The sequence below is a fragment of the Mycobacterium sp. 852002-30065_SCH5024008 genome (assembly GCF_001665645.1).
Lineage (GTDB): Bacteria > Actinomycetota > Actinomycetes > Mycobacteriales > Mycobacteriaceae > Mycobacterium > Mycobacterium paraffinicum.
In genome coordinates this window covers 37,410-59,264 of sequence record NZ_LZSZ01000090.1, presented here as the reverse complement: position 1 = coordinate 59,264, position 21,855 = coordinate 37,410, and the positions used below count along the sequence as shown (strand labels likewise).

Below are 21,855 nucleotides of genomic sequence, written 5' to 3'. Positions count from 1 at the left end.
CGGCCGCCGCAGGCGTCGCGATGGACCGTCACAGTGACCCCCTCACACCTTCAATTGTCTGCTGTGCAGAGATGCATTCCGCTAAGTAGAATCCCGCATCTACCCGCCGGTGGTCAATCACCCCGCTTGCCGGGCCCACTCCGCGGTCAGGGGTCTACAAGGATGCTTTGTGGTAACTCACAGGTTTCTGACGTCTAAGCGGCCAGAAGCCCGGGCTACGGTGGTCACGTCGGCCTCGCTGCGCATGTGAGCATGCGGTAATCAAGGGGTAAAACGTTCGATTTTGCGTGCGCTGCCAACTTTTGGTGACGTATGTGAGGAAGGCTGGTGCCATGGCTGCTCGGTCCCTGGATGGTCGATTGCAGAAACTCGGATCGCGAGTGGTGTCCGCCATCGGGCGTCAAGAGTGGCTGGATCGGCCGAGCTATCGGTTCGAACACTTGTTGAGCTTCGCCTTCAACGGCCTGGGCAGCGCCCGCAACACGGTCACCAACGCGCTGCACGGAGTGTGGCTCGGCCACCCGGTTCATCCGCCGCTGGCGTCGTTGACGAGCGGCGCGCTGGGAACCACCGTCGCGCTGGACGCCCTGAGCCTGCTTCCGGGCCAGCCCGCCACCGAAGTCCGCGACGCGTCGAAGTTCGCGTCGCGCGCCCTGGGGGTGGGCATTCTGGCCAGCATCGGGTCGGCCGTCACCGGTGTCACCGACTGGCAGCACACCCACGAATCCGATCGCCGGGTCGGTGCCGTCCACGGCCTGGTGAACCTGGTGGCCACCGGGTTGTACGCGCAGTCCTGGTGGGATCGCCGCCGAGGCCGCCACGGACGCGGCATCGCGCTCACCGCACTGGGTTACGGCATCACCGTCGCGGGCAGCTACCTCGGCGGGGCGTTGGTGTTCGAGTCCGGCATCGGCATCGACCAGTCGGGCGCGCGGCTGCGCACCGCGGAATGGACGCCGGTGCTGCCGGCGGCCTCGCTGAACGGAAAGCCGGTGCGCGTCGAGGTCGACGGGGTGGGGCTGGTGGTGTGCCAGACCAGCCCCGGGGAGGTCGCGGCGTTCGGGGAGTTGTGTCCACACTTGGCCGCCCCGATGGCCGATGGCTGGGTCGACCGCGGCCGGCTCGTATGCCCTTGGCACGGTTCGTGGTTCGGGGCCGAGTCGGGAGACGTTCTGCGCGGCCCGGCGGCGGCGCCGCTGCCGTGTTATGAGGCGAGGTTGGTCAACGGAATGGTCGAAGTTCGGGGCGAGCCCGGGCCAGGGCTCGGTGCAGCGGTGGGAATCGGAGAAGGGAAAGCGCAGTGAACGCCTACGACGTGCTGAAGGAACACCACATCGTGATCAAGGGCCTCGGCCGCAAGATCAGTGAGGCGCCGGTGAATAGCGAAGAGCGGCATGCCCTTTTCGACGACATGCTGATCGAGCTCGACATCCACTTCCGCATCGAGGACGACCTGTACTACCCGGCCCTCAAAGACGCCACCAAGCTGATCGCCGTCGCTCATGCTGAGCACCGCCAGGTGGTCGACCAGCTTTCGGTGCTGCTCAGGACCCCGCAGAGCGCGCCGGGTTACGAGGAAGAGTGGAACTCCTTCAAGACGGTGCTGGAGGCGCACGCCGACGAAGAGGAGCGCGACATGATCCCGGCTCCGCCCGAGGTCAAGATCACCGACGCGGAGCTCGAGGAACTGGGCAACAAGATGGCCGCGAAAATGGAGCAATACCGCGGGTCCGCCCTCTACAAGATGCGCACCAAGGGGCGGGCCGCGCTGGTGCGCTCGCTGTAAGTCCGGCCGCGCCGCCGATTTGCCCGGTGTGCGGGGCCATCGAGAGTAGCGTCACGGCACATGAACCCCGAGTGTGTCGCGTCTCAGGGTGACATCACGGCCGAGATCGCCAGCATCGCAGCCGAATACCGGGGGAGCGAAGCGCAGCCCCGGCTCGACTACCCGCCCTACCGGAGCACCATCCTGCGCCACCCCAAACAACCCCTGGTGCCGGTCGATCCCGAGGAGGTCGAACGCTGGGCGCCGTGCTTCGGCCACCAGGACGTCGACACGCTCGAGGCCGACCTGACGGCCGGCCACCCAGGCCAACCCCTCGGAGAACGCGTCATCGTCGCCGGGCGGGTGCTCGAGGGCTCGGGCAAACCGGTGGCGGGTCAGCTGATCGAGATCTGGCAGGCAAACGCCGGCGGCCGGTACCGCCACCAGCGTGACCAGCACCCGGCTCCGCTCGACCCGAACTTCACCGGCGCCGGTCGGTGTCTGACCGGGCCGGACGGGTCGTACCGCTTCGTGACCATCAAGCCCGGACCGTATCCGTGGCGCAATCACCGCAACGCTTGGCGTCCGGCGCACATCCACTTCTCCCTCTTCGGCACCGCCTTCCCGCAGCGCCTGGTCACCCAGATGTACTTCCCCGGCGACCCGCTCTTCGACCTGGATCCGATCTTCCAGTCGGTCCTCGACCCCGCCGCGCGCCGACGGCTGATCGCCCGCTACGACCACGACCTCACCGAGCCGGAGTATGCGACCGGGTATCGGTGGGACGTCGTGCTCTCCGGTGGCACTCGGACGCCGGTCGAGGACGACGATGGCTGAATTCGCCTGCACCCCAGGGCAAACGGTCGGGCCATTCCTAGAACTCGGGTTGCCGTATCCGGGGGACAGCGCCCTGGTCGGCGATGGTCATCCCCACGCCGTTCGGCTATACGGCACGGTCTACGACGGCGCAGGCGACGGCGTCCCCGATGCCCTGGTCGAGCTGTGGCAACCGGACGGCACCGGACGCATCCCGCGGCAGGCCGGTTCGCTGCGCCGCAATATCGCGACGTTCACGGGCTGGGGCCGGTCGGCGACCGACGCCGCCGGTCAATACGGCTTCACCACGGTGGCGCCCGGACCGGCGAGCGTCGGGCGGCCGCAGTTCTTCGCCCTGACCGTCTTCGCGCGGGGGCTGCTGGACCGGTTGTTCACCCGGGCCTACCTACCCGGCGGCGACGTGAGCGCCGACCCGCTGCTGACGAGCCTCGATGCCGAGCGGCGTGCCACCTTGCTCTGTGACGCCGAAAGTGATTGCAGGCAATACCGTTTCGACATCCACCTGCAGGGCCAGCGCGAAACGGTGTTCCTGGCGTACCGGGACGGTGGGCGATGACCAACCTGCTGTGGCCCGGCGACCACCGGGCCCGAGACCACATGACGGATCGGGCCCTGCTGGAATCGATGGTCGCGGTGGAAGCCGCCTGGCTGGACGCCCTCGTCGCCGAAGGCCTGGCCCCGGCCGAGTGCGCCGGGATGGACCTGCCAATGCTGCTGACCTCCAACGATTGTGAATCCCTGGCAGCCGCCGCCGAGGACGGCGGCAACCCGGTCATCGGTCTCGTCGCCCTGCTGCGGCAGCGTGCTGCGCCGGCCGTCGCGCCGTGGGTCCACCGGGGACTCACCAGCCAGGACGTCCTGGACACCGGCCTGATGCTCGGAGTGCGTGACGTGGTCGGGGAGCTGAGAGCGCAGCTTGCGGAGCAGATCTCGACGCTGACCGAGCTCGCCACCCGGCACCGGGCGACGCCCATGGTGGCCCGCACCCTCACCCAACACGCGGCACCGACCACGTTCGGCGCGAAGGCGGCCGGCTGGCTGAACGGCGCCGTCGACACCGTCGAGGGGCTGTCCGCGGTGGTCGTTCCTATCCAGATTGGCGGGGCCGCCGGGACACTGGCGGCCAGCACGGAGCTCGCGGCGCTGCTCACCGGCGCCGACGACCCCGCCGAGGTCTCGATCGGCCTGGTGCAAAGCGCGGCGACGGCTTTGGGTCTGACTTTCCGATCGCCCTGGCACACGACGCGAACGCCGGTCACCGCGGCCGCCGACGCGTTCGTCGGCTGCACCGACTCTTGGGGCCGCATCGCCTCGGACATCGTCACCCTGGCCCGCCCGGAGATACGCGAACTGAGCGAGCCGGGCGGCGGGAACCGCGGGGGTTCGTCGTCGATGCCGCACAAACGAAACCCGGTGCTATCCATCCTCATTCGCCGGGCCGCGCTTTCCGCGCCGCAGCTGGCGGCGACCCTGCACACCGCCGCGGCGCTGGCCAACGACGAACGGCCCGACGGCGCCTGGCACGCCGAGTGGGACGCACTGCGCACCTTGGCCCGACGCACCGTGGTCGCCGGATCCCAATGCGCCGAGCTGCTGGCGGGGCTGGTGGTGCACGCCGATCGGATGTCCGAAAACCTGGCTGCGGCAGACGTTCTGGGGGAGCAGAAGGCGATCGCCGACCTGGCGGGAAAGCCGGCGTCGCCAAGTTACTTGGGAGCGGTGGACCGGCTGATCGACGCGAGCCTGGATCGCGCCAGCCGGGCGCTGGGTCAGCGCTGATAAATGCTGGCCAGCCAGATGTGCAGCAGCGTGTCGATCGCCCGGTCCTCGGGCATCGCCTCGTCCTCGGCGGTGAACGTCGCGGCCATCACCCGCTCGCTCAGCATGTTCAGGGCCACCGACAGCTGCTCCGCCGGGACGGTGTCGGGGGCGGCGCCCCGGCCGCGCTCCGCCTTGATGGCCGCGGTGGTCAGCAAGATCCACCTCTGCATGAGCGTGGACCACAACTGCCGCACCTCGGGGTTGGTCGCCTTCGCCGAGGCGCCCGCCACGGCTACCGCCGGGTGAGCGCCCGACACCTCGAAGAACGCCTCGATGCGGGCCCGCCAGAGTTCCGCGGGGTCGTCGGTCGATATGCCGCCGAGCGACATGAGGGCCGCATGCGCCTTGGCGTTCATCTGGTCGAGCAGCGACAGCAGCACCGCGTTCTTCGATGGGAAATAGAAGTAGAAGGTGGGACGCGAAATCCCGGCGCCTTTTGCTAGGTCGTCGACGGAAAAGTCGGCGAGCGGCCGTTCCTGCAGCAGGCGCTCGGCCGTGGCCAGTATCGCCTGTTCGCGGTCGTCGCCCGAGTGCGGAGCCGACCGGCGGCCCCGCGAGGCATGCAGGTACTTGGTCTGTGTCGGGAGGTCGGACACGCCCGTTACTGTCGGGCACGACGATATACGCGAACGAAACTGTCGATTAAGCCCAGCAATAATGTCGATTAAGTTCGACATTTTCTTCGTATGCGTCAACATATTTGCTGGCGGTTTCAACCCACCGACCCGGCGTCGGGGCGGGCCGACGAACGACCTCACGATTCGGGACTTCCGCCCCTACTCGGTGCCTGGCGCGGAATGGTCGCATCTGGTGATGACAAAGAACGACGACGGCACCAAGACATGCCGCATCGACGTGCTGGTCGAAGAGCGCGACGAACGGACCCGGGCGAAGGCACGACTGTCCTGGGCGGGGAAGGCCCTCGTCGGCGTCGGCTTGGCGCGACTCGACCCGGCCGATCCGCCCGTGGCCGCGATCGGCGACGAGCTCGCGATCGCCCGCGCGCTGTCCGATCTGGCGAATCAGCTGTTGGCTGCGACATCCGTCGATATCCAAACCAGTACCCACGAACCCATCACGGGTCTGCATCACTGAGCGATCAGCGACGAAGCAAGAAAGCCACCATGAGACACCGACCCGATTTACCGACTGCCTTCGACGTCCAGATAACGACGCACGGCCAGCTGCCCGACGCCGAGGAATACGCGCGCACCAAGATCGGCGAGCTCGGCCACCTCGCCCACGAACCGGTGCTGTACGCCCACGTCAGGTTGGCCGAGCACGGCGACCCCGCGGTGGCCCGCCGGGTGGTCGCGCAGGCAAGCCTGGACGTCAACGGCCGGCCGGTGCGTGCACAGGTCGAAGGCGTCACCGCGCGGGAAGCCATCGATCGACTCGAGGCGCGACTGCGTCGCCAACTGGAGCGTGCGGCCGAGCACTGGGAAGCCAAGCGAGGCGGCATGCCCCGTCGCGGCCCGCATGAATGGCGGCACGAAACCGAACACAACCACCGGCCGAAGTACTTCCCGCGACCGGAAAGCGAACGCGGGATCATGCGGCACAAGTCCTACAGCCTGCCCACCTGCACGGTTGAAGAGGCCGCGCTGGAGATGGAGCAGCTCGACTACGACTTCCACCTCTTCACCGAGGAGGGCACGCAGCAGGACAGCGTGCTATACCGCGAAGGCCCGACCGAATACCGCCTGGCACAGGTCAATCCGGGCTCTGCCGATAAGCTGGCGCCGTTCCAGTTGCCGCTGACCGTCAGTTCGCAGCCGGCCCCGCGGCTGGAAGTCCAGCAGGCCATCGAGCGGATCGGCTTGCTCGGCCTGCCGTTCCTGTTCTTCGTCGACGCCGCCCGGGACCGTGGCAGCGTGTTGTATCACCGCTACGACGGACACTACGGGCTCATCGCACCGGCGAGCTGAACGCCAATAGGCCAACCGAAGCCGCGGCGGTCCCGGCAATCCCCCCGTCCGGGACCGCCGCTCCAAACTTTGACATTGTCAGCTTCGCCATTGCCTGTTTGCCGCAGCGTCGGTTGGCATCGGTGTTGGCGGCGATGACCTGAGCATCCTTTCGGTGGCCTTGGTCTGCATGGGTCGTGGTGAGGATGCGGCTGGAGGCTTGCGCCGCTGGGGTCTCGCTGAGGCGGCCCGTAGGGCGTCCATGGCTTGTGCGACTCGTGGATAGACTATGGCGGGGCCGAGCCAGCGGGACACGAAGTGACGCAGAGTGATGCCATCACGTGGCGGCTGTCCTGGATCGACGAGAATTGAATGCAGTGTGCGCAGGCTGATTTCAGCTAGTTCGTCGAGTGCGGCTTCGTCGAACCCGTGCTTATCCCAGTCGACGTCGAGCCGATGGAACATCGAGCGTCCGAATGCCCGTGCGGTGTCGGAGGTCAACGAAATATTCGAGCCATCCTGTGCACCATTGCGGAGTAGGTTCTCGATCTGTCGGTCTCCCGCAAGGGTTTCGGCAGCGAAGGCGATTCCTTCGACGATCGCGGCAACCGGTTCGGTCAGCCCGCTGATGTGCTGGGCGAGCTGGTCGAGAAATCCGTTTGCCGAGCGCATGGCGCTGCCGATCAATAGGGCTTCGGTCCCGGGAAAGTAGCGATACACCGTCTGCCTTGTGACTCCCAAGATGCGGGCGACGTCGGTGATGCGGATCGGCGAGCCCCGTTGCGCGATAATGTCGTCGGCTGCATCGAGGATCCTGTCGATAGCCTCTTCATCGGTGCCCGGGGCGTTTCCGGACCAGCCGTGGCTACGCACGGGAGAACTCTATCGGCAGGCTTATCGGCCAGCTCATACCCATCACCGGTTTCCAGGGTCTTCTGGTCCGTAGGGCCCGAGGGCGATCGCGGCGGTTTGCTGTGTGGCTTCGATTCGCGGGTAGACGTCGGCCGGGATATCGGTGTAGTCGTACGCGATCGTCGGCAGTCCGGCGTCGAATACATTGGGGCATAGGACGGCAACGCTCATCGACTCTCCTAGCTCACCGTGCTGGGTGGTGTTCGGGTGGCCTGTTCGCGCGGGACCGCCGCTGGCCGTCGGCGTGCTGCGATGTGGGGGAACAGTGCCACTCCGCTGACGATGATCAGGCCGGCGGTCTGGACGACGATGTACGGCGTGATGCCGCCTTCGTGAGCCACGTTGGCGACCACCATCGCGCCAAGGTTCGCGACGTAGACGAAGATGATGCCCGCGGTGATGCCCTCAGGTGGAGTGTGTGGTCTCGCGGAGTGCAGCGCGGTCACGGCGACCGCGGTGTAGGCGGCCACCAGTAGCATCACGATCGGCCATTGCGGTCCGCCCAGTGCGGTGACGATGACCACCGGGGATATCAGGATCGGACCGAGCATCAGGACAGCCAGCGCAGCCAGCGCCGGGAACGCGCCTAATGCATTGGCGTTCGACCATCGGGCGGCACCGTTGCTGACCGCGACGTCGATTCGCGGTAGTGCCCGCAGCATGATGTAGATGAACACCGCATCCCAGATGCCCTGCCAGCAGAGGTCGAGCAGGGGCCACCCGACCCAGTACTGGAAGAACTTGAAGTTTGGATCCCAGGTCCACCACACGACGTGGCGCAGGTTGCCCTCGATGATGTAGGGCGCGTCGAGGGCTATCATGAACAATCCGCCGGTAACGGCTGCCTGCCATCGCTTTTCGATGCCTAACGCCTCGACGACCTTGAAGCCAGTGAACAGAAAGACCGGGTAGAAGATGACCACGTAGGCGGGCATCATCGTGGTGCCACGCCACAGCGGGAGCACAGGCCAGTTGATCATCAACATGAAGTCGCCCTGCTGATACATGTTGAGCGTGGCCATACCGGCCAGTTCCAGGACGAGCCCGTAGATGGTCGCGGCGATCAGTACTGCGCTGTAGATGCGCCGACCACGACGGAGCTGCACGAAGCTGTAGGCCACCGCCGCCGAAAACATCGTCAGCAGCATCAGATCGCACAGATTGGTTTGCCATGGAAGGTCGGCGGGGTTATTGATCACGATCAGGTTCATGTGCTCACCTGCGAGGACTGGGACTGGACGATGAACCAGAAATGTATGGCCATAGACCATCTGTGTCAATATCGTCGCTGTATTGCGACCACAAGACCATACAAATTCTAGACAACGTCTTGTCGCAGACGCGTGGGATCGATAGCCTTGACGCATGACGGACCTACAGGTCAGGCGAGTCCGGTTCGATTTCGCAAGCGCCGATGTCCCGTTCAACTGGCAGCCGGAGCGGCCCGCATTCGGAATGCAGTGCAACGTGATCTCGTTCTTCGCACCGGGATTCGAGAAGTTCATCGTCGAAGCGACGCGTGAGGCGATACCGCTGATGCGAAGCACCGCCGACGTCGAGGAGGCCGGGGCCTACTTGCGCCAGGAGGCTCAGCACTCGGCCGCGCATGCCAGCCACCTACGCGCACTCATCAAGCGTTGGCCGGGCCTGCAAGAGACACGAGACGAGGTCATTGCGTCCTACGACCGCCTGACCGCGACCAAACCGCTGGCCTGGCGCCTCGCGTATGCCGCTGTGGTCGAGGCCACGTTCACCCCGTACTTCAAAGTGTTCCTCGACCATGAGGACAAGCTGTTTCGGCCTGGTGACGAACGTGTCGCGTCGCTTTTCCTGTGGCACTTCGTTGAGGAGATCGAGCACCGCAGTTCGGCGTTGATCGTCTACGACGCCGTTCACGGCAGTTACCTGTACCGGCTGTGCACGATCCCTGGGGTGGTCAAGCACATGGGTGAGATCATTTCGATGATCGCGAGTGGCTTCGAGAAGCACGTCCCGAAAGAGGACGGCGGATACTACGGCCGCCTTATGCCAAAGGGGTTGTCGTACGGCGCGATTCGCGAGAGCATCGCTGCCGCGCGAGAGGTCAATAAGACCCGCCAATCGACGTATTCAGGAGTCGGGCGGCGTGAACTGCTGGCGATGCTGGGCGGCCTGGTGCGTTCACAGGCGCCCAACCATGATCCGCAGCACGAGAGATTGCCTGAGTTCGCGGCTGGATGGTTCAAAAAGTACGAGGAAGACCCCAACGTCGCTGCGCGCTGGTATTCCGTCGGCGTTGGCTTGCCGGCCCCGACCGTTCCTCGAATCCGTCAACTGGGTGCCTCGGGGCAGCCCATAACTCATGTTGAAGAGGAGCGGTCATGACTTTGAACCCTGACACCGATATCCGTTATCTCAATAAGGATCTCACTCGGCGGGCGTTGCGCTTGGTGCTCGATAAGACTACTGACATGGCAGCCGACGTGCTGCACGTTCCGCTGCGCTATTACAACGACCCCAAGCTCACCGAGATCGAGCAGACCCAACTTCTGCGACGCACACCGTTGGCGGTGCTGCCCAGTGCCCAGATCGCAAGGACCAACGACTACGTGGTGCGCTCAGTGATGGGCATTTCGCTGCTGATCACTCGTGACAAGTCCGGCCAGTCGCACGTGTTGCTGAACTACTGCCGCCACCGGGGGGCGATGCCGGCCTGCGGATCGGGCACCGCCGGCCGATTCACCTGCCCCTATCACGCCTGGACCTACACCAACACCGGCGAACTGTCCATGATGCCCGGCAAGTCCGGCTTCCACGGAATCAATCCGCGTGATTACGGGCTCGTTGAGCTACCCAGCCAGGAACGCTACGGCTTCATCTGGGCGGTCCTCACCGCCGACGCTGACATCGACGTCGATGCCCACCTAGGCGCACTCGGACCGCAGCTGGCTGAACTCGATTACGCCTCATTCGGCTACCACGACCACCGCGAGTTCGAATCCGAAGTGTCCTGGAAAGGAGCGCTGGAAGCGTTCGGCGAGGGTTACCACTTTCCCTTCGTGCATGGCGAAAGCCTGATCGGCATGAACGCCCTACCCAACACCGCCGTCTATGACGAATACGATCGACATCACCGACTTGGCTTCCCCTTCAAGTGGATTACCAACCTCGAAACCGATCTCGACGGCTCGTGGGACGTCCGCGACAACATGGGCGTCATCTACTGGATCTACCCCAATCTCATCCTGGCCAACAGCAGCGTCGGCGTGGAAATCATCGACATACTGCCCGCCGGCTCACCCACTCGCTGCACCGTGCGCCACACCTGGCTGGCCCGCGTCCCCGCCATCAACGACGACATGCGGGCGGGCTACGACACCATCTACGACGCCGTACACGCCGCCGTGCGCGACGAAGACTTCACCATGCTGCCCCAATGTGGCCAAGGCGTACGCCACGGCCAACACGATCACATGATCATCGGCCGCAACGAGGTCGCCGTCCAACACATGATCAGAGTCTTCGCCCACCAACTCGATGTCGCCCTCGAGCCACCGCAACCCGGTGCTTCGATATAGCCTCCGGTGCAATAGAACCGGGACGCGGTGGCATTATCGTGATGCCGATTGCTTGGGTGGTGCACGCCACCGAGCACCGCCTGCCGAATGCGGCCGTCGGGGATCGATGCCCACAACCGTGGTGGGCCATGGCGGTTCGCGCCTATGCGCCGCGACGACGAGCCCGGTCGCCTGCGGAGAAGCGCAGCAGGGCGCCCACTCCTTCGGCGGGTGCCATCAGCTGACCGGCCCGGACCAACGAGGCGCCCACCGCGATGGCGTTGAAAGGCAACGCCTCGTCGGCCCTTGCCACCCGTGCCACCGGTTCGCCGAGTTCGGACAGCGCGTCGGCGTTGGCCGCGATGGTGGTCAGTGCCTTGCCGGTGACCACAGTGGCATCGCCGAGCTCGCCGACGATCAGCGTGTCGACGTTGCCGTCGCGAAGGGCCCGGCAGGCATCGGCAAGACCTTCGGTCGCCCGTCCGGATCCGCGGCCGATCTCCGCTTCGAATCGTTGGGCCAGGGCGGACATCTCGATGCCACGACGCCGGGCGAACTCCTCGCCCGTCAGCTCGCTCATCTCTTCGTCGTCGCAATGGCTCTTGCGGGTCCCGGCATGCAACTCCGACACGCGTTCGGAGACCCGCTCGGGTAGTTCGGCAACCAGATCCGCGAGCGAACGCACTTCCCCGCACAAGAACACCACTTCGGGATCCGCGTCGTCCATCAGGCGCGTGAGTTCGTCGGCGACCGCACGGCAATTCATTCGAATGGCTTCCTCGGTCGTGTGCTGAAAGTCGCCGTAGCCGTTCCAACCGGCGGTCGTCGGCTTGTGCACCGGATAGCCCCCGCCCTCAACGCTTTCGGAGCTGACGGCACCGCCCCGGTACAGGCTGATGTCCGCCCCGGTACGGTCGATCGCGGCGAACACGTAGGTGGGGCGCCGAATTTCCGAATCGATCAACGGCACGAGGTAGGGATACTCCGACACCCGAATCACCGTGGCCGGCGGCGGGTTGATCAGGTGCTCGTTGATCAGTACATGTTCGGCGGTCGCGATCACCGCGCGGCCGCGCCGTCCGACGGCAGGTCGATGATGCAGCACCGCATCCTCGAGCATGCCGACGATTGCCCCGTCAGCGCCCATCTCGTGCAGATGCTGACGGATGCCGTTCCATTTCGCTTCGAGCTGCTCGGCGGCGTCCAACGTGTCGTGCGAGTCGTCGAAATATACCGAGGCGAATGGGCCTTTTACTTTTACCAGCCACCTGAGGCGATCTGATTGCATGCCATCCCTCTTCACTGTTGCCATTGCCGATATCCGCCCACCGTATGGACGGTGGACGTAAATCCACGAGAGTCGTTAGCCCCCAGCGCCGGGTCTTAGGTCCCGGGCGGAAGGCCTGGTCGTCAACGCTCGTAGAGGGCATCGAGGCGGTCGGAGAATTCGTCGATGACCGCCTTCCGGCGCAGTTTCATGCTCGGCGTCAGATCACCCGACTCAACGGTCAGTTCGCGGTCGGCGATCGTGAACTTCTTGATCTGTTCCCATCGATTCAGTTCGGTGTTCAGGGCGTCGAGGTATCCGGCGATCAGCTGCTGTGTCTTGTCGTCACGCGCAATCTCGGCGAAGGACTTGCCCGCCAGGCCGTTCTTGTTGGCCCAGTCGGTGATCGCCTCGCTGTCGAGGCTGACCAGGGCGACACAGTAGGGCTTGCCCTCGCCGTAGACCACCATCTCGCTCACGTACGGGCATGAGCCTTTGAACCGCGCATCGATCGCCGACGGCGCTACGTACTTGCCCTGGGAGGTCTTGAACATGTCCTTCTTGCGGTCGGTGATCCGCAAAAATCCGTCGGGGTCGACCTCTCCGATGTCGCCGGTGTGGAACCACCCGTCTTCATCCAGCGCCTCGGAGGTGGCGTCCGGCAGGTCGTGGTAGGCGGTCATCAGGCCCGGGCCTTTGAGCAATACCTCGCCGTCGTCGGCGATCTTCACATCGGTGGCGGGGAATGGCCAGCCCACGGTCCCGAGCCGATAAGCGTTGGGGCGGTTGATGAATGATGCCGCCGCGGTCTCCGTCAGCCCGTAGCCCTCGAGCACGATGATGCCCACGGCGTCGAACCACTGGGCGACGTCGCGGTCCAGCGCGGCGGCGGCGGAGACGAAGAACCGCAGACGTCCGCCGAACCGCTCGCGGATGTTGGTGAACACCAGGCGGTCGGCCACCTTGTAGGCCAGCGATGTCGCAAGCGAGGGCTTTGTACCCGTCTGCCGGGCTTCCGACACCTTGACACCGACCTTGATCGCCCAGTCGAACATCACTTTCGTGAGTCCGCCCTGTTCGGCGATCATGTCCTGGACGCGGGCATGCGCCTTCTCGAAGATGCGTGGTGCCGCGCCCATGATAGTGGGCCGCAGGGCGGCCAGGTTATCGACGATCCGCTCGACGCGGCCGTCGATGGCGGTGGGAAAGCCGATCTGCAGGGGCAATGCGAGCATCACCTTGCCGAACGCGTGCGCCAGTGGCAGCCAAAGGAAATTCAGGTCGGTGGGGCCGAGGATGTCCAGCGAATCGATGGCCGCGGCGGTGTACGTCCACGCGCCGTGCGTCAGCCGCACGCCCTTGGGCCGCCCGGTGGTGCCGGAGGTGTAGATGAGGCTCGCCAGGTGATCGGGGCCGACGGCTGCGACCCGCTCGTTGACGGCGTCGGGTGAGTCCGCGAGCAGTTGCTTTCCCAACAGATCCAGGTCGGCGAGGCTGATCACCCAGTCGCCGTCGCCGTTGCCGTCGATGACGACGACCTTGCTGACGTCGGGTAGTTCGGCCCGGTGTTCGATCAGCTTGTCGAGCTGGGCCTGGTTTTCGGCGACCACCACCCGGCTCCCGGAATTGGCGACGATATACGCGACATCGGCGGCGTTCGTCGTCGGATACACGGTGGTGGTGGCGGCGCCCGCGCACATGATCGCGAAATCGACGAGCACCCACTCGTAGCGCGTCGCCGAGGCGAGCGCCACCCGGTCCTCATGCTCGATGCCCAGCGCGATCAGACCCGCGGCGAGATTGCTGACGCGTTCACCGACTTGCTGCCAGGTCACGCTCGCCCAGGTGTGGTCTTGCGGGTAGCGGAAGGCCTCCGCGTGCGGGGTGGCGGCGACACGGTTGACGAACATCTGTGCCACCGAGGGCGCGCGGTTTTCAATCTTGCGGAAATCGGGCCTCTCCATTGAGGCCAGTGGTGCTTTCATAACGCGATCCATTGCTCCCGAAACGTTTACCGATGACATAGGCGAACCGGTATACCGTTCGATCCTGCGGAGCGCGGTGGCTACTCGGTAGTGACGAAAGTCATGTGGGGATCGGCAAACGTCCCCGGGGCACGGGCCCCTGTGCCGGCCGTCAGTCGGCCAGGGCTATCTCGATGGAGAGGCACTCGCCGAGGGCGTGTGCCGCGGACCAATCGCCGCCTTCGACCGCGCGCTCCAGGTCGTCGACCAAGGGGCTGTGGGCGCCGAGCTCCGCCAACCAAGCGGACACGGTCGCGGGTATCTGATGGGCGGGCACTCGGGCAACATGTCCCTCGTGGAGGCGATCGGTCAGCTGATAGATCGCGGCCGTCGACCTGCGCTGCGACCAATGCGGCCGCCACTTCGCTGTATTCATGTTCCCTCCCCGCTAGCCTTAGCGATCTATCCGACCAGCCCTAGAGGTCCGGCCGTAGAGGCCAACAGCACGACTATCGAAAGGCTTTGGTCGTCCTTCCGGCCTGCCGAAGTCCCAGTCCGACAGGGTCTTTTGTCACTACCGTCACCTACTTACTTCTCCGGCGATGGCGGTGCAGGTCGCGTACCGTACATCGGGGAGGGTGCATCGCCACGTTACTCGTTTCGGGCGCACCGGATTACGAAATTGGCGAGATGACCGATTTAGCAATGGATTCGCAATCGGGGCGTGATTCGGGCCGCAGTCTCGGGCTGACGGGCAGGCCGGCGTGAGTGCTGTCGACGCCGAGGAGCTGGCGGCGCTTCCGGTGTTCGCCGACATTGCGGCGGAGGACCTTACGGCGCTGGCCGCTCTGCTCGAGCCCCTGCACGCCGCACCCGGGGAGGTCCTGATGCGGCAGGGGGAACGAGCGGAGTCCTTCGCGATCATCGCGTCCGGTCGAGTCGTGGTGAGGCACGTCGGTCCGAAGGGCCGGGTCATGACCACCGAGCTGTCATCCGCGACGATCGTCGGCGAGATCGCGTTGCTGCGGCACGCGACCAGAACGGCGACGGTGACCGCGCGGGAGGACGTGCACGGCTATACCGGATACAGCGCGGCCTTCGACTGCATGCTGGCCATGCCGGCGATCGCCGACCGGATGCTGCGCACCGCGCGGCAGCGGTTGGCCGCGTACATCGCCCCCATCCCGGTGTCGTGCAGGGACGGCGCCCCGCTCTTGCTGCGGCCCGTCCTGCCCGGCGATGCCGAGCGGTTCAAGAGCAGCGGTTCCTTCTCGAAGGAGACGCTGTACCGGCGGTATCAAGGTGGCACCCCAACCGACGCGCGCCTGACGTATCTGTTCGAGGTCGACTATGTCGACCACTTCGTCTGGGTCGTCACCGACGGCCCGGCGGGGCCGGTCGTCGCCGATGCCCGCTTCGTCCGGGATCAAGACGACCCCGTGTCGGCAGAGGTTGCGCTGACCGTGGCGGACGGCTACCAGGGGCGCGGGATCGGTACGCTGCTGCTCGGCGCACTGGCGGTCGCGGCCCGCGTCGACGGCATCAAGCGCTTCCATGGCCGCGTGCTCTCCGAGAATCCGTCCGCGCGCGCGTTGGGCGAAAAGGTGAACGCGTGTTGGGAGCGCGAGGAACCGGGCGTGGTCACCGCGACGGGGGAGATACCGCGCTTTCGCGATCTGCCCCTCGATCGCGGTGTGTACGAGCAGATTCGGCAGGTGGCCCGCCAGGTGATCCAGGCATTCGACTAGCGGACGCAAGTGACAAATGCCCCGCCATCTGATGGCTTTGCGCCCTTATCGGAAGGCCGGAATCGGCCGCAGCATAGGACCTGCTTGCTAGTCGAAGGAGTCGCGCCGACCGATGGCACACCAAGAATGCGCTCCTCCCGTCCTCGCGCTGGTGCGTGGCCTCGTCGAAGAGGTTCACTCGCAGGCCACGCCACCCTCGGTGACGCTCGACAGCTCCTTCGACAACCTGGGCATCGGCAGCCTGGAACTGGCGGAATTGTTGCTGCGCGTGCAGGACGAATTCGGGGTGGCGCTGCCGCCCCACACCCTGGCCAGCGCGGAGACACCGCGCGACCTGGTGGCGGCGCTCAACCCGGTCCTGGGTCGGGGTCACGCCGCGGTGCGCGCGGACCATGGCGTCGTCTCGCTTCCGGCCACCGCATCGTCCGCGCCGGCGCCCGAATCAGCGCTGACCGTCAACGACGCCCTCAACTGGCACGTCGGTGCGACCCCGGGCCGCATCCACCTCCGGATCCTCGACGATGCGGGTGACCCCCGGAACAGCACCGACATGACCTATGCGGATCTGCACCGCGAGGCGGCCGCGGTGGCGGCCGGACTGATCGCGCACGACGTCATGCCGGGTGACGCTGTCGCCATCATGCTGCCGACCTGCCGGGCGTATTTCGTGACATTCGCCGGCGTGGTCCTCGCCGGCGCGGTGCCCGTCCCGGTCTACCCGCCCGCGCGGCCGTCTCAGCTGGCGGACCACCTGCGTCGCACCGCCGGCATCCTCGCCAATGCACGCGCCACGATGCTCGTCACGGTGCCGGAGGCCGTCGCCCTGGGCCACCTGTTGCGCTCGAACGTCGAAAGCCTGCGTCATGTCCTCGTTCCCGAATCTCTCACGCACGCAGGCGAACACGCACCATCATCGCTTCCCAGGCCGCGGACTGACGACCTGGCGCTGGTGCAGTACACCTCCGGCAGCACCGGGCAGCCCAAAGGGGTCGCGCTGAAGCACCGCAACCTGCTCGCCAACATCCGGGCGATGGGTCGGGCCGCGGCGGCGACCGGGTCGGACACGTTCGTCAGTTGGCTGCCGCTGTATCACGACATGGGTTTGATCGGTGCATGGTTGGGCAGCTTGTACTTCGGCGTCCCGCTGGTCGTGATGAGTCCGCAGGCGTTCCTGATCCGCCCCTCGCGATGGCTGTGGGCGATCCATGCCAACCGTGCCACCATGTCGGCCGGCCCGAACTTCGCCTATGAACTCTGCCTGTCGAAGATCCGCGACGAAGAGATCGAGGGACTCGATCTCAGTTGCTGGCGGCTTGCCTACAACGGCGCCGAACCGGTGAGCGCCGCCACCATCGAACGTTTCGGTGATCGCTTCGCCCCGTACGGGTTTCGCCGGGAAGCGATGACACCGGTCTATGGGCTGGCCGAGTCGTCGGTGGGGCTGGCGTTCCCCCCACTCAACCGAGGGCCGATCATCGACCGGATTCGCCGAGACACCTTCGTCAGGTCCGGGCAGGCCGAGCCCGCCAAGCCCGGGGAGCGGGACCTTCGATTCGTCGCCTGCGGCCGACCCCTGTCCGGGCACGAGATCCGGATCGTCGACGCGGCCGGCAACGAATTGGGTGACCGCCGTGAGGGGCGGGTGGAGTTCCGCGGTCCGTCGGCAACCGCAGGCTATTTCAACAACCCGGCGGCGACGCGCGCACTGTTCCACGACGCCTGGCTCGACACCGGCGACCTGGGGTACACGGTCGAGGCTGACCTGTACGTCACCGGCCGGATCAAGGACATGATCATCCGGGCCGGACGCAACCTGCACCCCGCGGAACTGGAAGAGGCGGTAGGCAACATCCAAGGTGTCCGAAAGGGCTGTGTGGCGGTATTCGCCTCTCCCGATCCCTCCGGTGGCCCCGAGCGACTCGTGGTCATGGCCGAGACCCGAGCGATTCGAGACGACGCGCGCGCGGCGTTACGCTCCGAAATCGCCGCCACTACAGTCGATCTGCTCGGGGTAGCGCCCGACGATGTGGTGCTGGCGCCACCGCGCACCGTACTGAAGACGTCCAGCGGCAAGATCAGGCGGGCCGCCAGCCGGGCCCTCTACCACTCCGGCAAGATCGGTGCGCGACCACGGGCGTTGTGGTGGGAACTGGCACGGCTTCGCCTCCGCGGCGCGATGCCTTCACTGCGCCGCGTTCGTCGCGCGGCGGGCGACGTGGCCTTCGCCGGCTACGCGTGGGCGGTGTACACGATCCTCGGGCTGGCGGTTGCCGCCTCGCTGCTGCTGCTACCGCGGGCGGATTGGCGTTGGCGGGTGGCCCGCACCGCGGTCCGGTTGCTGGCTCGCCTCACGGGGACGGTGATCACCGTGGATGGCCTCGACCGCTTCCCGGCAGGCGCGTCGATTGCGGTGGCCAACCACCCCAGCTGGATCGATCCGCTGGCACTGGCGTCGGAAATGCCGCAACGGTTTCACTTCGTCGCCGCCGAAGTCCTTGAGCATCAAAGCATCAACGGATTCGTGCTCAGGCGGCTGGGCCACCAGTTCGTGGAACGTCACGAGCGTGAACACGGCGTGGCGGACACCGACCGGCTGGCCGACCTGGTGCGGGCCGGCCAGTCGCTCGTGATCTTCCCGGAAGGCCGCCTTGCCCGCGCCCCGGGGTTGCGCCCGTTTCACATGGGCGCCTTCGTAGTGGCCGCCCGAACCGGCGTGCCCGTCACGCCGGTGGGGATTCGCGGGACCCGGACGATTCTGCGCCCAGAACACCATTTCCCGCGCCGCGGAGCGATCGACATTGCGGTGGGGGAGCCGATCATGCCCTCGGGCGACAGCTGGACCGCCGCGGTCGAATTGCAGCACGCCGTGCGGAACGCCGTCCGGGTGCTATCGGGGGAGTCGGACGTCGAATAGCCTGCGGCAGCGGTCTATTCGTCGTGCTTGCTTACGGCCTGACCGGCGCTGCGCACCACGTTGCGGAAGAATTCGATGCGGGCGGTGACCAGGTCGTCGGCCAGGTCCAGCGCGGCGTCGACGACGGTCTTGCGTCGCGACTGCTCGGGGAGCACCGGACTGATCTGGTCGACGAACTTGCGGACGGCCTCGATGGCGTGCTTGCGGCCGGATTCGACGGATTCCAGCACGTCGTCGGAGAGTTCGGCCCAACGTGGCTCGGTCTTGTGCGGTGCTTCGGTCATGATCTCACTCCTAATCGACAAGGGGTTTTTCGGAGATACTTGTGACGGCTCCGAGGTTACGACCGGCAAGACATCGGCGCGAGTGACAAAAGACCTTTCGCGCCCGGTCATACGGCCCAGACCGGCCGCCCGCCCTCGGCTTGCCGGCCAAGGACTTTCGCGGCCCCGACCGGGCCGTAAGTCCCTAACACGACGATTTCAGCGCCTGCTAATTTGCCACCATGGCGGTACCAACCAACAACGGCGCTTCACGACGTCCGGGCGCTTTGCCGTTGACCCCGCCCGGGGCGGTCGTCCTGGGTAGTGCCGTCAAACCGTTCACGAGCACCGGTCGATATTTCGCCGAGTCATGGCGCGAATATCTCGGCCAAGCCCCTGACGAGCTTCCGATCGCGCGACCCACCCTCGCCCTGGCGGCCCAGGCGTTCCGCGACGAGGTCGTCCTGATGGGCCTGAAGGCGCGGCGCCCGATCAGCCGCCCCGAGGATTTCGAGCGCATCACGAGCGAGGTGGCCGCGGGGCTGAAGTTCTATGGCGACCGGGGATGGCTCACTAAGCCGAGGCGATTTTTCGGTACGCCGCCGCCACTTTCGGACGTCACGGTGCGAAAGGTCAAAGGGGGGCGGCGGTCCTTCCACCGCATCTTCTTCGACAGCGGATACCGGCCCCGGCCGGGTGAACCCGGTGCACAGCGGTGGATGGGCTACACCGCGAACGACCGCGAGTACGCCCTGTTGCTCCGCCATCCGCAACCACGCCCATGGCTGGTGTGCATCCACGGAACCGAAATGGGTCGGGCCGCGTTGGATCTCGCCTTGTTCCGGGCCTGGCGGTTACACGAAGACCTCGGGTTGAACGTCGTCATGCCGGTCCTGCCGATGCACGGCCCCCGCGCCCGGGGCCTGCCGAAGGGTGCGGTGTTTCCGGGCGAGGACATCCTCGACGACGTGCACGCGACTGCGCAGGCGGTGTGGGACATCCGGCGGTTGCTGTCCTGGATACGCCGAGAAGAGCCGGAATCGCAGATCGGGTTGAACGGTCTGTCGCTGGGCGGCTACATCACGGCGTTGGTCGCCAGCCTCGAAACCGGGCTCACCTGCGCGATTCTCGGCGTCCCGGTCGCAGACCTGGTCGGGCTGCTGAGTCGGCACTCCGGGCTTGGCCCCGACGATCCGCGCCGCCGGACGATCGAAGCCGCCGAGCCCATCGGGCGGATGACGTCGCCGCTGTCGCTCGCTCCGCTCGTGCCTATGCCGGGCCGCTTCATCTACGCCGGCGTCGCCGATCAGGTCGTGCATCCACGCGAGCAGGTGGTCCGCCTGTGGGAACACTGGGGGAAACCGGAGATCGTTTGGTACCGCGGCGGTCATACCGGCTTCTTCCGTGCGCGACCGGTACAGCGGTTCCTCGAGGCTGCGTTGCAGCAGTCGGGCTTATTGGATGGGGCGGCGCCCCGGCGCGACCGCCCCGCCTAGTCGCGGAGGTGGAGAATGAACCCGCTGGATCCGCTGGACGCGGCGATGATGACCGCGGAGTGGGTGTCCAACCCAATGCACGTCGGTGCCGTGCTGATCCTGTCGCCGCCTGACGGCGCCGGGCCCGACTACGTCGACGAACTGCACCGGAAGACGCTGGGCGGGAACGACCCGATCGATCCGAGGCTCCGCAGGTATCCGCATCGCGGTGTGGAGACCGGTGGCATGTGGGTCTGGCGGCACATGGATTCCGTTGATGTGAGCCGACATTGCCAGCGCCGCACGGTGTCCGGGGATGGGTTCTGGAGGCTGATCGGGGAGCTGGACGCGATGCGCCTCGACTGGAGCCGGCCGATGTGGATGTCGTATCTGATCGACGGCCTCGACGGGGGGCGCTTCGCGTTCTACATCAAGGTGCATCACAGCGTGACCGATGGGGTGGCCGGTTTTCAGATGATCACCGACGCGCTCAGCAGTGATCCCGACCGCCGGTCGATGCCGCCGTTTTACGCCGATTGCCGTCCCGAACCTTCGCCGCCGGCTTCGGCCGGGTTGGTGTCTCGTCTGGTCGCGCCGCTGCGGTCGCTGACCGGTGCGGCGGCGTCGAGTGTGGGGCTGATCGGGCGGGTGGCCACCGGCGAGGTTGCGACGGTGCTGGATGCCCTGGTCGGGCACACCACGGTGCTGCCCCTGGGGGCGCCCTACACCCGGTTCAACGGCCGCGTGGGTCCCGAGCGCGCGGTCGCCGCGGGCAGCTGGGCGAAAGATCGCATCCAAGCCGTGCGGCAGGCGGCCGGCGTGACCGGCAACGACGTGCTCACCGCGATGGCGGCCGGCGTGGTGCGCCGCTGGCTGACTGATCGCGCGGAACTGCCCAACCGGTCACTGGTGGCCGTCTGCCCCATCACGGTGCGCGACCCCGAGCATGAGGCACGAAACGATCAGCACGGCAACAGGTTTGGGCTGTGGATGTGTCCGCTGGGCACCAACCTGGATGACCCACTGGCCCGGCTGAACGCGATCCATCGATCCATGTCCGAGGGCAAGCACTGGGTGGCCAAACGGGGAGCGGCGGCGTCACTGCTGACGAACGCCGGCAGCATCGCAGCGACGGCAGTCGGCCCGCTGCTGCCGTTCACGCCGAAAATCCGGACCGGATACAACCTGCCGATTTCCCACGTTCGCGGACCGGTAGCCGAAATGTATTGGAACGGCGCTCGAATCGAGGAGATGTATCCGGTGTCGACGGTCTACGACGGTCACGCGCTCAACATCACGACATGCGCGTACGCCGACCGGATCGGGTTCGGCTATGCCGCGGGCCGCGACGTGGTGCCCGATATCGAGACGCTCATCCCGTGGACCGAGGAGTGCCTGGCCGAGCTCGAAGCGGCAGTAGGCGTTGCCGACTGAGCACCGGCGCCA

20 protein-coding genes and 1 pseudogene are annotated in these 21,855 nt (G+C 66.2%); 13 read left to right on the top strand and 8 right to left on the bottom strand.

Annotated features, from left to right (window positions below):
- The first annotated feature begins 332 nt into the window (after positions 1 to 332).
- Genes A5781_RS12405 through A5781_RS12385 form a run of 5 tightly spaced genes read left to right on the top strand, consistent with a single transcriptional unit; the run spans position 333 to position 4,381 of the window.
- Entirely contained in the window at positions 333 to 1,304 is a 972-nt protein-coding gene (locus tag A5781_RS12405; RefSeq protein ID WP_067205808.1) for a Rieske 2Fe-2S domain-containing protein, read from the top strand.
- Positions 1,301 to 1,786 (top strand): hemerythrin domain-containing protein, encoded by a 486-nt coding sequence (locus tag A5781_RS12400; RefSeq protein WP_067205805.1) that lies wholly within the window; start codon positions 1,301 to 1,303, stop codon positions 1,784 to 1,786. Before A5781_RS12405 ends, A5781_RS12400 begins: the two co-directional genes overlap by 4 nt.
- Before the next feature lie 60 nt (positions 1,787 to 1,846).
- Positions 1,847 to 2,602, top strand: a complete 756-nt coding sequence (pcaH, locus tag A5781_RS12395) for a protocatechuate 3,4-dioxygenase subunit beta (protein ID WP_067205802.1) — start codon at positions 1,847 to 1,849, stop codon at positions 2,600 to 2,602.
- Positions 2,595 to 3,158, top strand: coding sequence for a protocatechuate 3,4-dioxygenase subunit alpha (gene pcaG, locus A5781_RS12390; protein ID WP_067205799.1), 564 nt, complete (start codon positions 2,595 to 2,597; stop codon positions 3,156 to 3,158). The genes pcaH and pcaG overlap by 8 nt, the downstream gene beginning before the upstream one ends.
- On the top strand, positions 3,155 to 4,381 hold the full coding sequence (locus tag A5781_RS12385) for a lyase family protein (protein ID WP_067205796.1): 1,227 nt from the start codon (positions 3,155 to 3,157) through the stop codon (positions 4,379 to 4,381). Before pcaG ends, A5781_RS12385 begins: the two co-directional genes overlap by 4 nt.
- Here the strand turns inward: A5781_RS12385 and A5781_RS12380 are convergent.
- Positions 4,372 to 5,019, bottom strand: a complete 648-nt coding sequence (locus A5781_RS12380) for a TetR/AcrR family transcriptional regulator (protein WP_067205793.1) — start codon at positions 5,017 to 5,019, stop codon at positions 4,372 to 4,374. The genes A5781_RS12385 and A5781_RS12380 overlap by 10 nt on opposite strands.
- A 217-nt stretch (positions 5,020 to 5,236) precedes the next feature.
- Here A5781_RS12380 and A5781_RS12375 point away from each other — a divergent pair, with 217 nt between their 5' ends.
- Both A5781_RS12375 and A5781_RS12370 read left to right on the top strand, forming a co-directional pair.
- The gene (locus tag A5781_RS12375; RefSeq protein WP_067205892.1) at positions 5,237 to 5,518 is read left to right on the top strand and encodes a DUF1876 domain-containing protein; all 282 of its coding nucleotides are present in this window, start codon (positions 5,237 to 5,239) and stop codon (positions 5,516 to 5,518) included.
- Positions 5,519 to 5,547: 29 nt separating this feature from the next.
- On the top strand, positions 5,548 to 6,351 hold the full coding sequence (locus A5781_RS12370; RefSeq protein ID WP_067205790.1) for an HPF/RaiA family ribosome-associated protein: 804 nt from the start codon (positions 5,548 to 5,550) through the stop codon (positions 6,349 to 6,351).
- 186 nt (positions 6,352 to 6,537) lie between these two features.
- Here the strand turns inward: A5781_RS12370 and A5781_RS12365 are convergent.
- The 3 genes and pseudogenes from A5781_RS12365 to A5781_RS12360 form a co-directional block, all read right to left on the bottom strand.
- Positions 6,538 to 7,203, bottom strand: a pseudogene (locus A5781_RS12365) (TetR/AcrR family transcriptional regulator); the annotation flags it as partial.
- Between the two features lie 42 nt (positions 7,204 to 7,245).
- Entirely contained in the window at positions 7,246 to 7,413 is a 168-nt protein-coding gene (locus A5781_RS25575) for a hypothetical protein (protein WP_156624589.1), read from the bottom strand.
- Positions 7,414 to 7,421: 8 nt separating this feature from the next.
- Positions 7,422 to 8,522, bottom strand: a complete 1,101-nt coding sequence (locus A5781_RS12360; RefSeq protein WP_156624587.1) for a hypothetical protein — start codon at positions 8,520 to 8,522, stop codon at positions 7,422 to 7,424.
- Positions 8,523 to 8,607: 85 nt separating this feature from the next.
- On the opposite strand from A5781_RS12360, the gene A5781_RS12355 reads away from it, so the two are divergent.
- Entirely contained in the window at positions 8,608 to 9,606 is a 999-nt protein-coding gene (locus A5781_RS12355; RefSeq protein WP_067205784.1) for a metal-dependent hydrolase, read from the top strand.
- Positions 9,603 to 10,799: an SRPBCC family protein gene (locus A5781_RS12350; protein WP_156624585.1), complete on the top strand. Its 1,197-nt coding sequence runs from the start codon at positions 9,603 to 9,605 to the stop codon at positions 10,797 to 10,799. Before A5781_RS12355 ends, A5781_RS12350 begins: the two co-directional genes overlap by 4 nt.
- A 142-nt stretch (positions 10,800 to 10,941) precedes the next feature.
- Here A5781_RS12350 and A5781_RS12345 read toward each other — a convergent pair whose 3' ends face one another.
- The 3 genes from A5781_RS12345 to A5781_RS12335 all read right to left on the bottom strand — a co-directional run bounded on the left by A5781_RS12345 (position 10,942) and on the right by A5781_RS12335 (position 14,445).
- Positions 10,942 to 12,066, bottom strand: coding sequence for a Vms1/Ankzf1 family peptidyl-tRNA hydrolase (locus A5781_RS12345; RefSeq protein WP_067205781.1), 1,125 nt, complete (start codon positions 12,064 to 12,066; stop codon positions 10,942 to 10,944).
- A gap of 122 nt (positions 12,067 to 12,188) precedes the next feature.
- Positions 12,189 to 14,030: a long-chain fatty acid--CoA ligase gene (locus A5781_RS12340; RefSeq protein WP_067205778.1), complete on the bottom strand. Its 1,842-nt coding sequence runs from the start codon at positions 14,028 to 14,030 to the stop codon at positions 12,189 to 12,191.
- Between the two features lie 151 nt (positions 14,031 to 14,181).
- Positions 14,182 to 14,445: a hypothetical protein gene (locus A5781_RS12335; RefSeq protein WP_067205775.1), complete on the bottom strand. Its 264-nt coding sequence runs from the start codon at positions 14,443 to 14,445 to the stop codon at positions 14,182 to 14,184.
- 328 nt (positions 14,446 to 14,773) lie between these two features.
- Between A5781_RS12335 and A5781_RS12330 the strand changes: the two genes are divergently transcribed.
- Together A5781_RS12330 and A5781_RS12325 are read left to right on the top strand one after the other, a co-directional pair.
- Entirely contained in the window at positions 14,774 to 15,757 is a 984-nt protein-coding gene (locus tag A5781_RS12330; protein WP_067205772.1) for a GNAT family N-acetyltransferase, read from the top strand.
- Positions 15,758 to 15,869: 112 nt separating this feature from the next.
- Positions 15,870 to 18,671 carry an AMP-binding protein gene (locus A5781_RS12325; RefSeq protein ID WP_067205769.1) on the top strand — a complete coding sequence of 934 codons (2,802 nt, stop codon included), beginning with the start codon at positions 15,870 to 15,872 and terminating at the stop codon, positions 18,669 to 18,671.
- Between the two features lie 14 nt (positions 18,672 to 18,685).
- Here A5781_RS12325 and A5781_RS12320 read toward each other — a convergent pair whose 3' ends face one another.
- The gene (locus A5781_RS12320; protein WP_067205764.1) at positions 18,686 to 18,955 is read right to left on the bottom strand and encodes a hypothetical protein; all 270 of its coding nucleotides are present in this window, start codon (positions 18,953 to 18,955) and stop codon (positions 18,686 to 18,688) included.
- Between the two features lie 221 nt (positions 18,956 to 19,176).
- Here A5781_RS12320 and A5781_RS12315 point away from each other — a divergent pair, with 221 nt between their 5' ends.
- Together A5781_RS12315 and A5781_RS12310 are read left to right on the top strand one after the other, a co-directional pair.
- The gene (locus tag A5781_RS12315) at positions 19,177 to 20,430 is read left to right on the top strand and encodes a S9 family peptidase (protein ID WP_067205755.1); all 1,254 of its coding nucleotides are present in this window, start codon (positions 19,177 to 19,179) and stop codon (positions 20,428 to 20,430) included.
- A 15-nt stretch (positions 20,431 to 20,445) separates the two neighbouring features.
- On the top strand, positions 20,446 to 21,843 hold the full coding sequence (locus A5781_RS12310; RefSeq protein ID WP_067205752.1) for a wax ester/triacylglycerol synthase family O-acyltransferase: 1,398 nt from the start codon (positions 20,446 to 20,448) through the stop codon (positions 21,841 to 21,843).
- Positions 21,844 to 21,855 lie beyond the last annotated feature (12 nt).

Excerpts from the sequence above, each read along its gene's own strand:
- A5781_RS12405 (WP_067205808.1), top strand. The coding sequence starts at position 333 with ATGGCTGCTCGGTCCCTGGATGGTCGATTGCAGAAACTCGGATCGCGA.
- pcaH (WP_067205802.1), top strand. The coding sequence starts at position 1,847 with ATGAACCCCGAGTGTGTCGCGTCTCAGGGTGACATCACGGCCGAGATC.
- pcaG (WP_067205799.1), top strand. The coding sequence starts at position 2,595 with ATGGCTGAATTCGCCTGCACCCCAGGGCAAACGGTCGGGCCATTCCTA.
- A5781_RS12385 (WP_067205796.1), top strand. The coding sequence starts at position 3,155 with ATGACCAACCTGCTGTGGCCCGGCGACCACCGGGCCCGAGACCACATG.
- A5781_RS12375 (WP_067205892.1), top strand. The coding sequence starts at position 5,237 with ATGACAAAGAACGACGACGGCACCAAGACATGCCGCATCGACGTGCTG.
- A5781_RS12370 (WP_067205790.1), top strand. The coding sequence starts at position 5,548 with ATGAGACACCGACCCGATTTACCGACTGCCTTCGACGTCCAGATAACG.
- A5781_RS25575 (WP_156624589.1), bottom strand. The coding sequence starts at position 7,413 with ATGAGCGTTGCCGTCCTATGCCCCAATGTATTCGACGCCGGACTGCCG.
- A5781_RS12355 (WP_067205784.1), top strand. The coding sequence starts at position 8,608 with ATGACGGACCTACAGGTCAGGCGAGTCCGGTTCGATTTCGCAAGCGCC.
- A5781_RS12350 (WP_156624585.1), top strand. The coding sequence starts at position 9,603 with ATGACTTTGAACCCTGACACCGATATCCGTTATCTCAATAAGGATCTC.
- A5781_RS12345 (WP_067205781.1), bottom strand. The coding sequence starts at position 12,066 with ATGCAATCAGATCGCCTCAGGTGGCTGGTAAAAGTAAAAGGCCCATTC.
- A5781_RS12340 (WP_067205778.1), bottom strand. The coding sequence starts at position 14,030 with ATGAAAGCACCACTGGCCTCAATGGAGAGGCCCGATTTCCGCAAGATT.
- A5781_RS12335 (WP_067205775.1), bottom strand. The coding sequence starts at position 14,445 with ATGAATACAGCGAAGTGGCGGCCGCATTGGTCGCAGCGCAGGTCGACG.
- A5781_RS12325 (WP_067205769.1), top strand. The coding sequence starts at position 15,870 with ATGGCACACCAAGAATGCGCTCCTCCCGTCCTCGCGCTGGTGCGTGGC.
- A5781_RS12320 (WP_067205764.1), bottom strand. The coding sequence starts at position 18,955 with ATGACCGAAGCACCGCACAAGACCGAGCCACGTTGGGCCGAACTCTCC.
- A5781_RS12315 (WP_067205755.1), top strand. The coding sequence starts at position 19,177 with ATGGCGGTACCAACCAACAACGGCGCTTCACGACGTCCGGGCGCTTTG.
- A5781_RS12310 (WP_067205752.1), top strand. The coding sequence starts at position 20,446 with ATGAACCCGCTGGATCCGCTGGACGCGGCGATGATGACCGCGGAGTGG.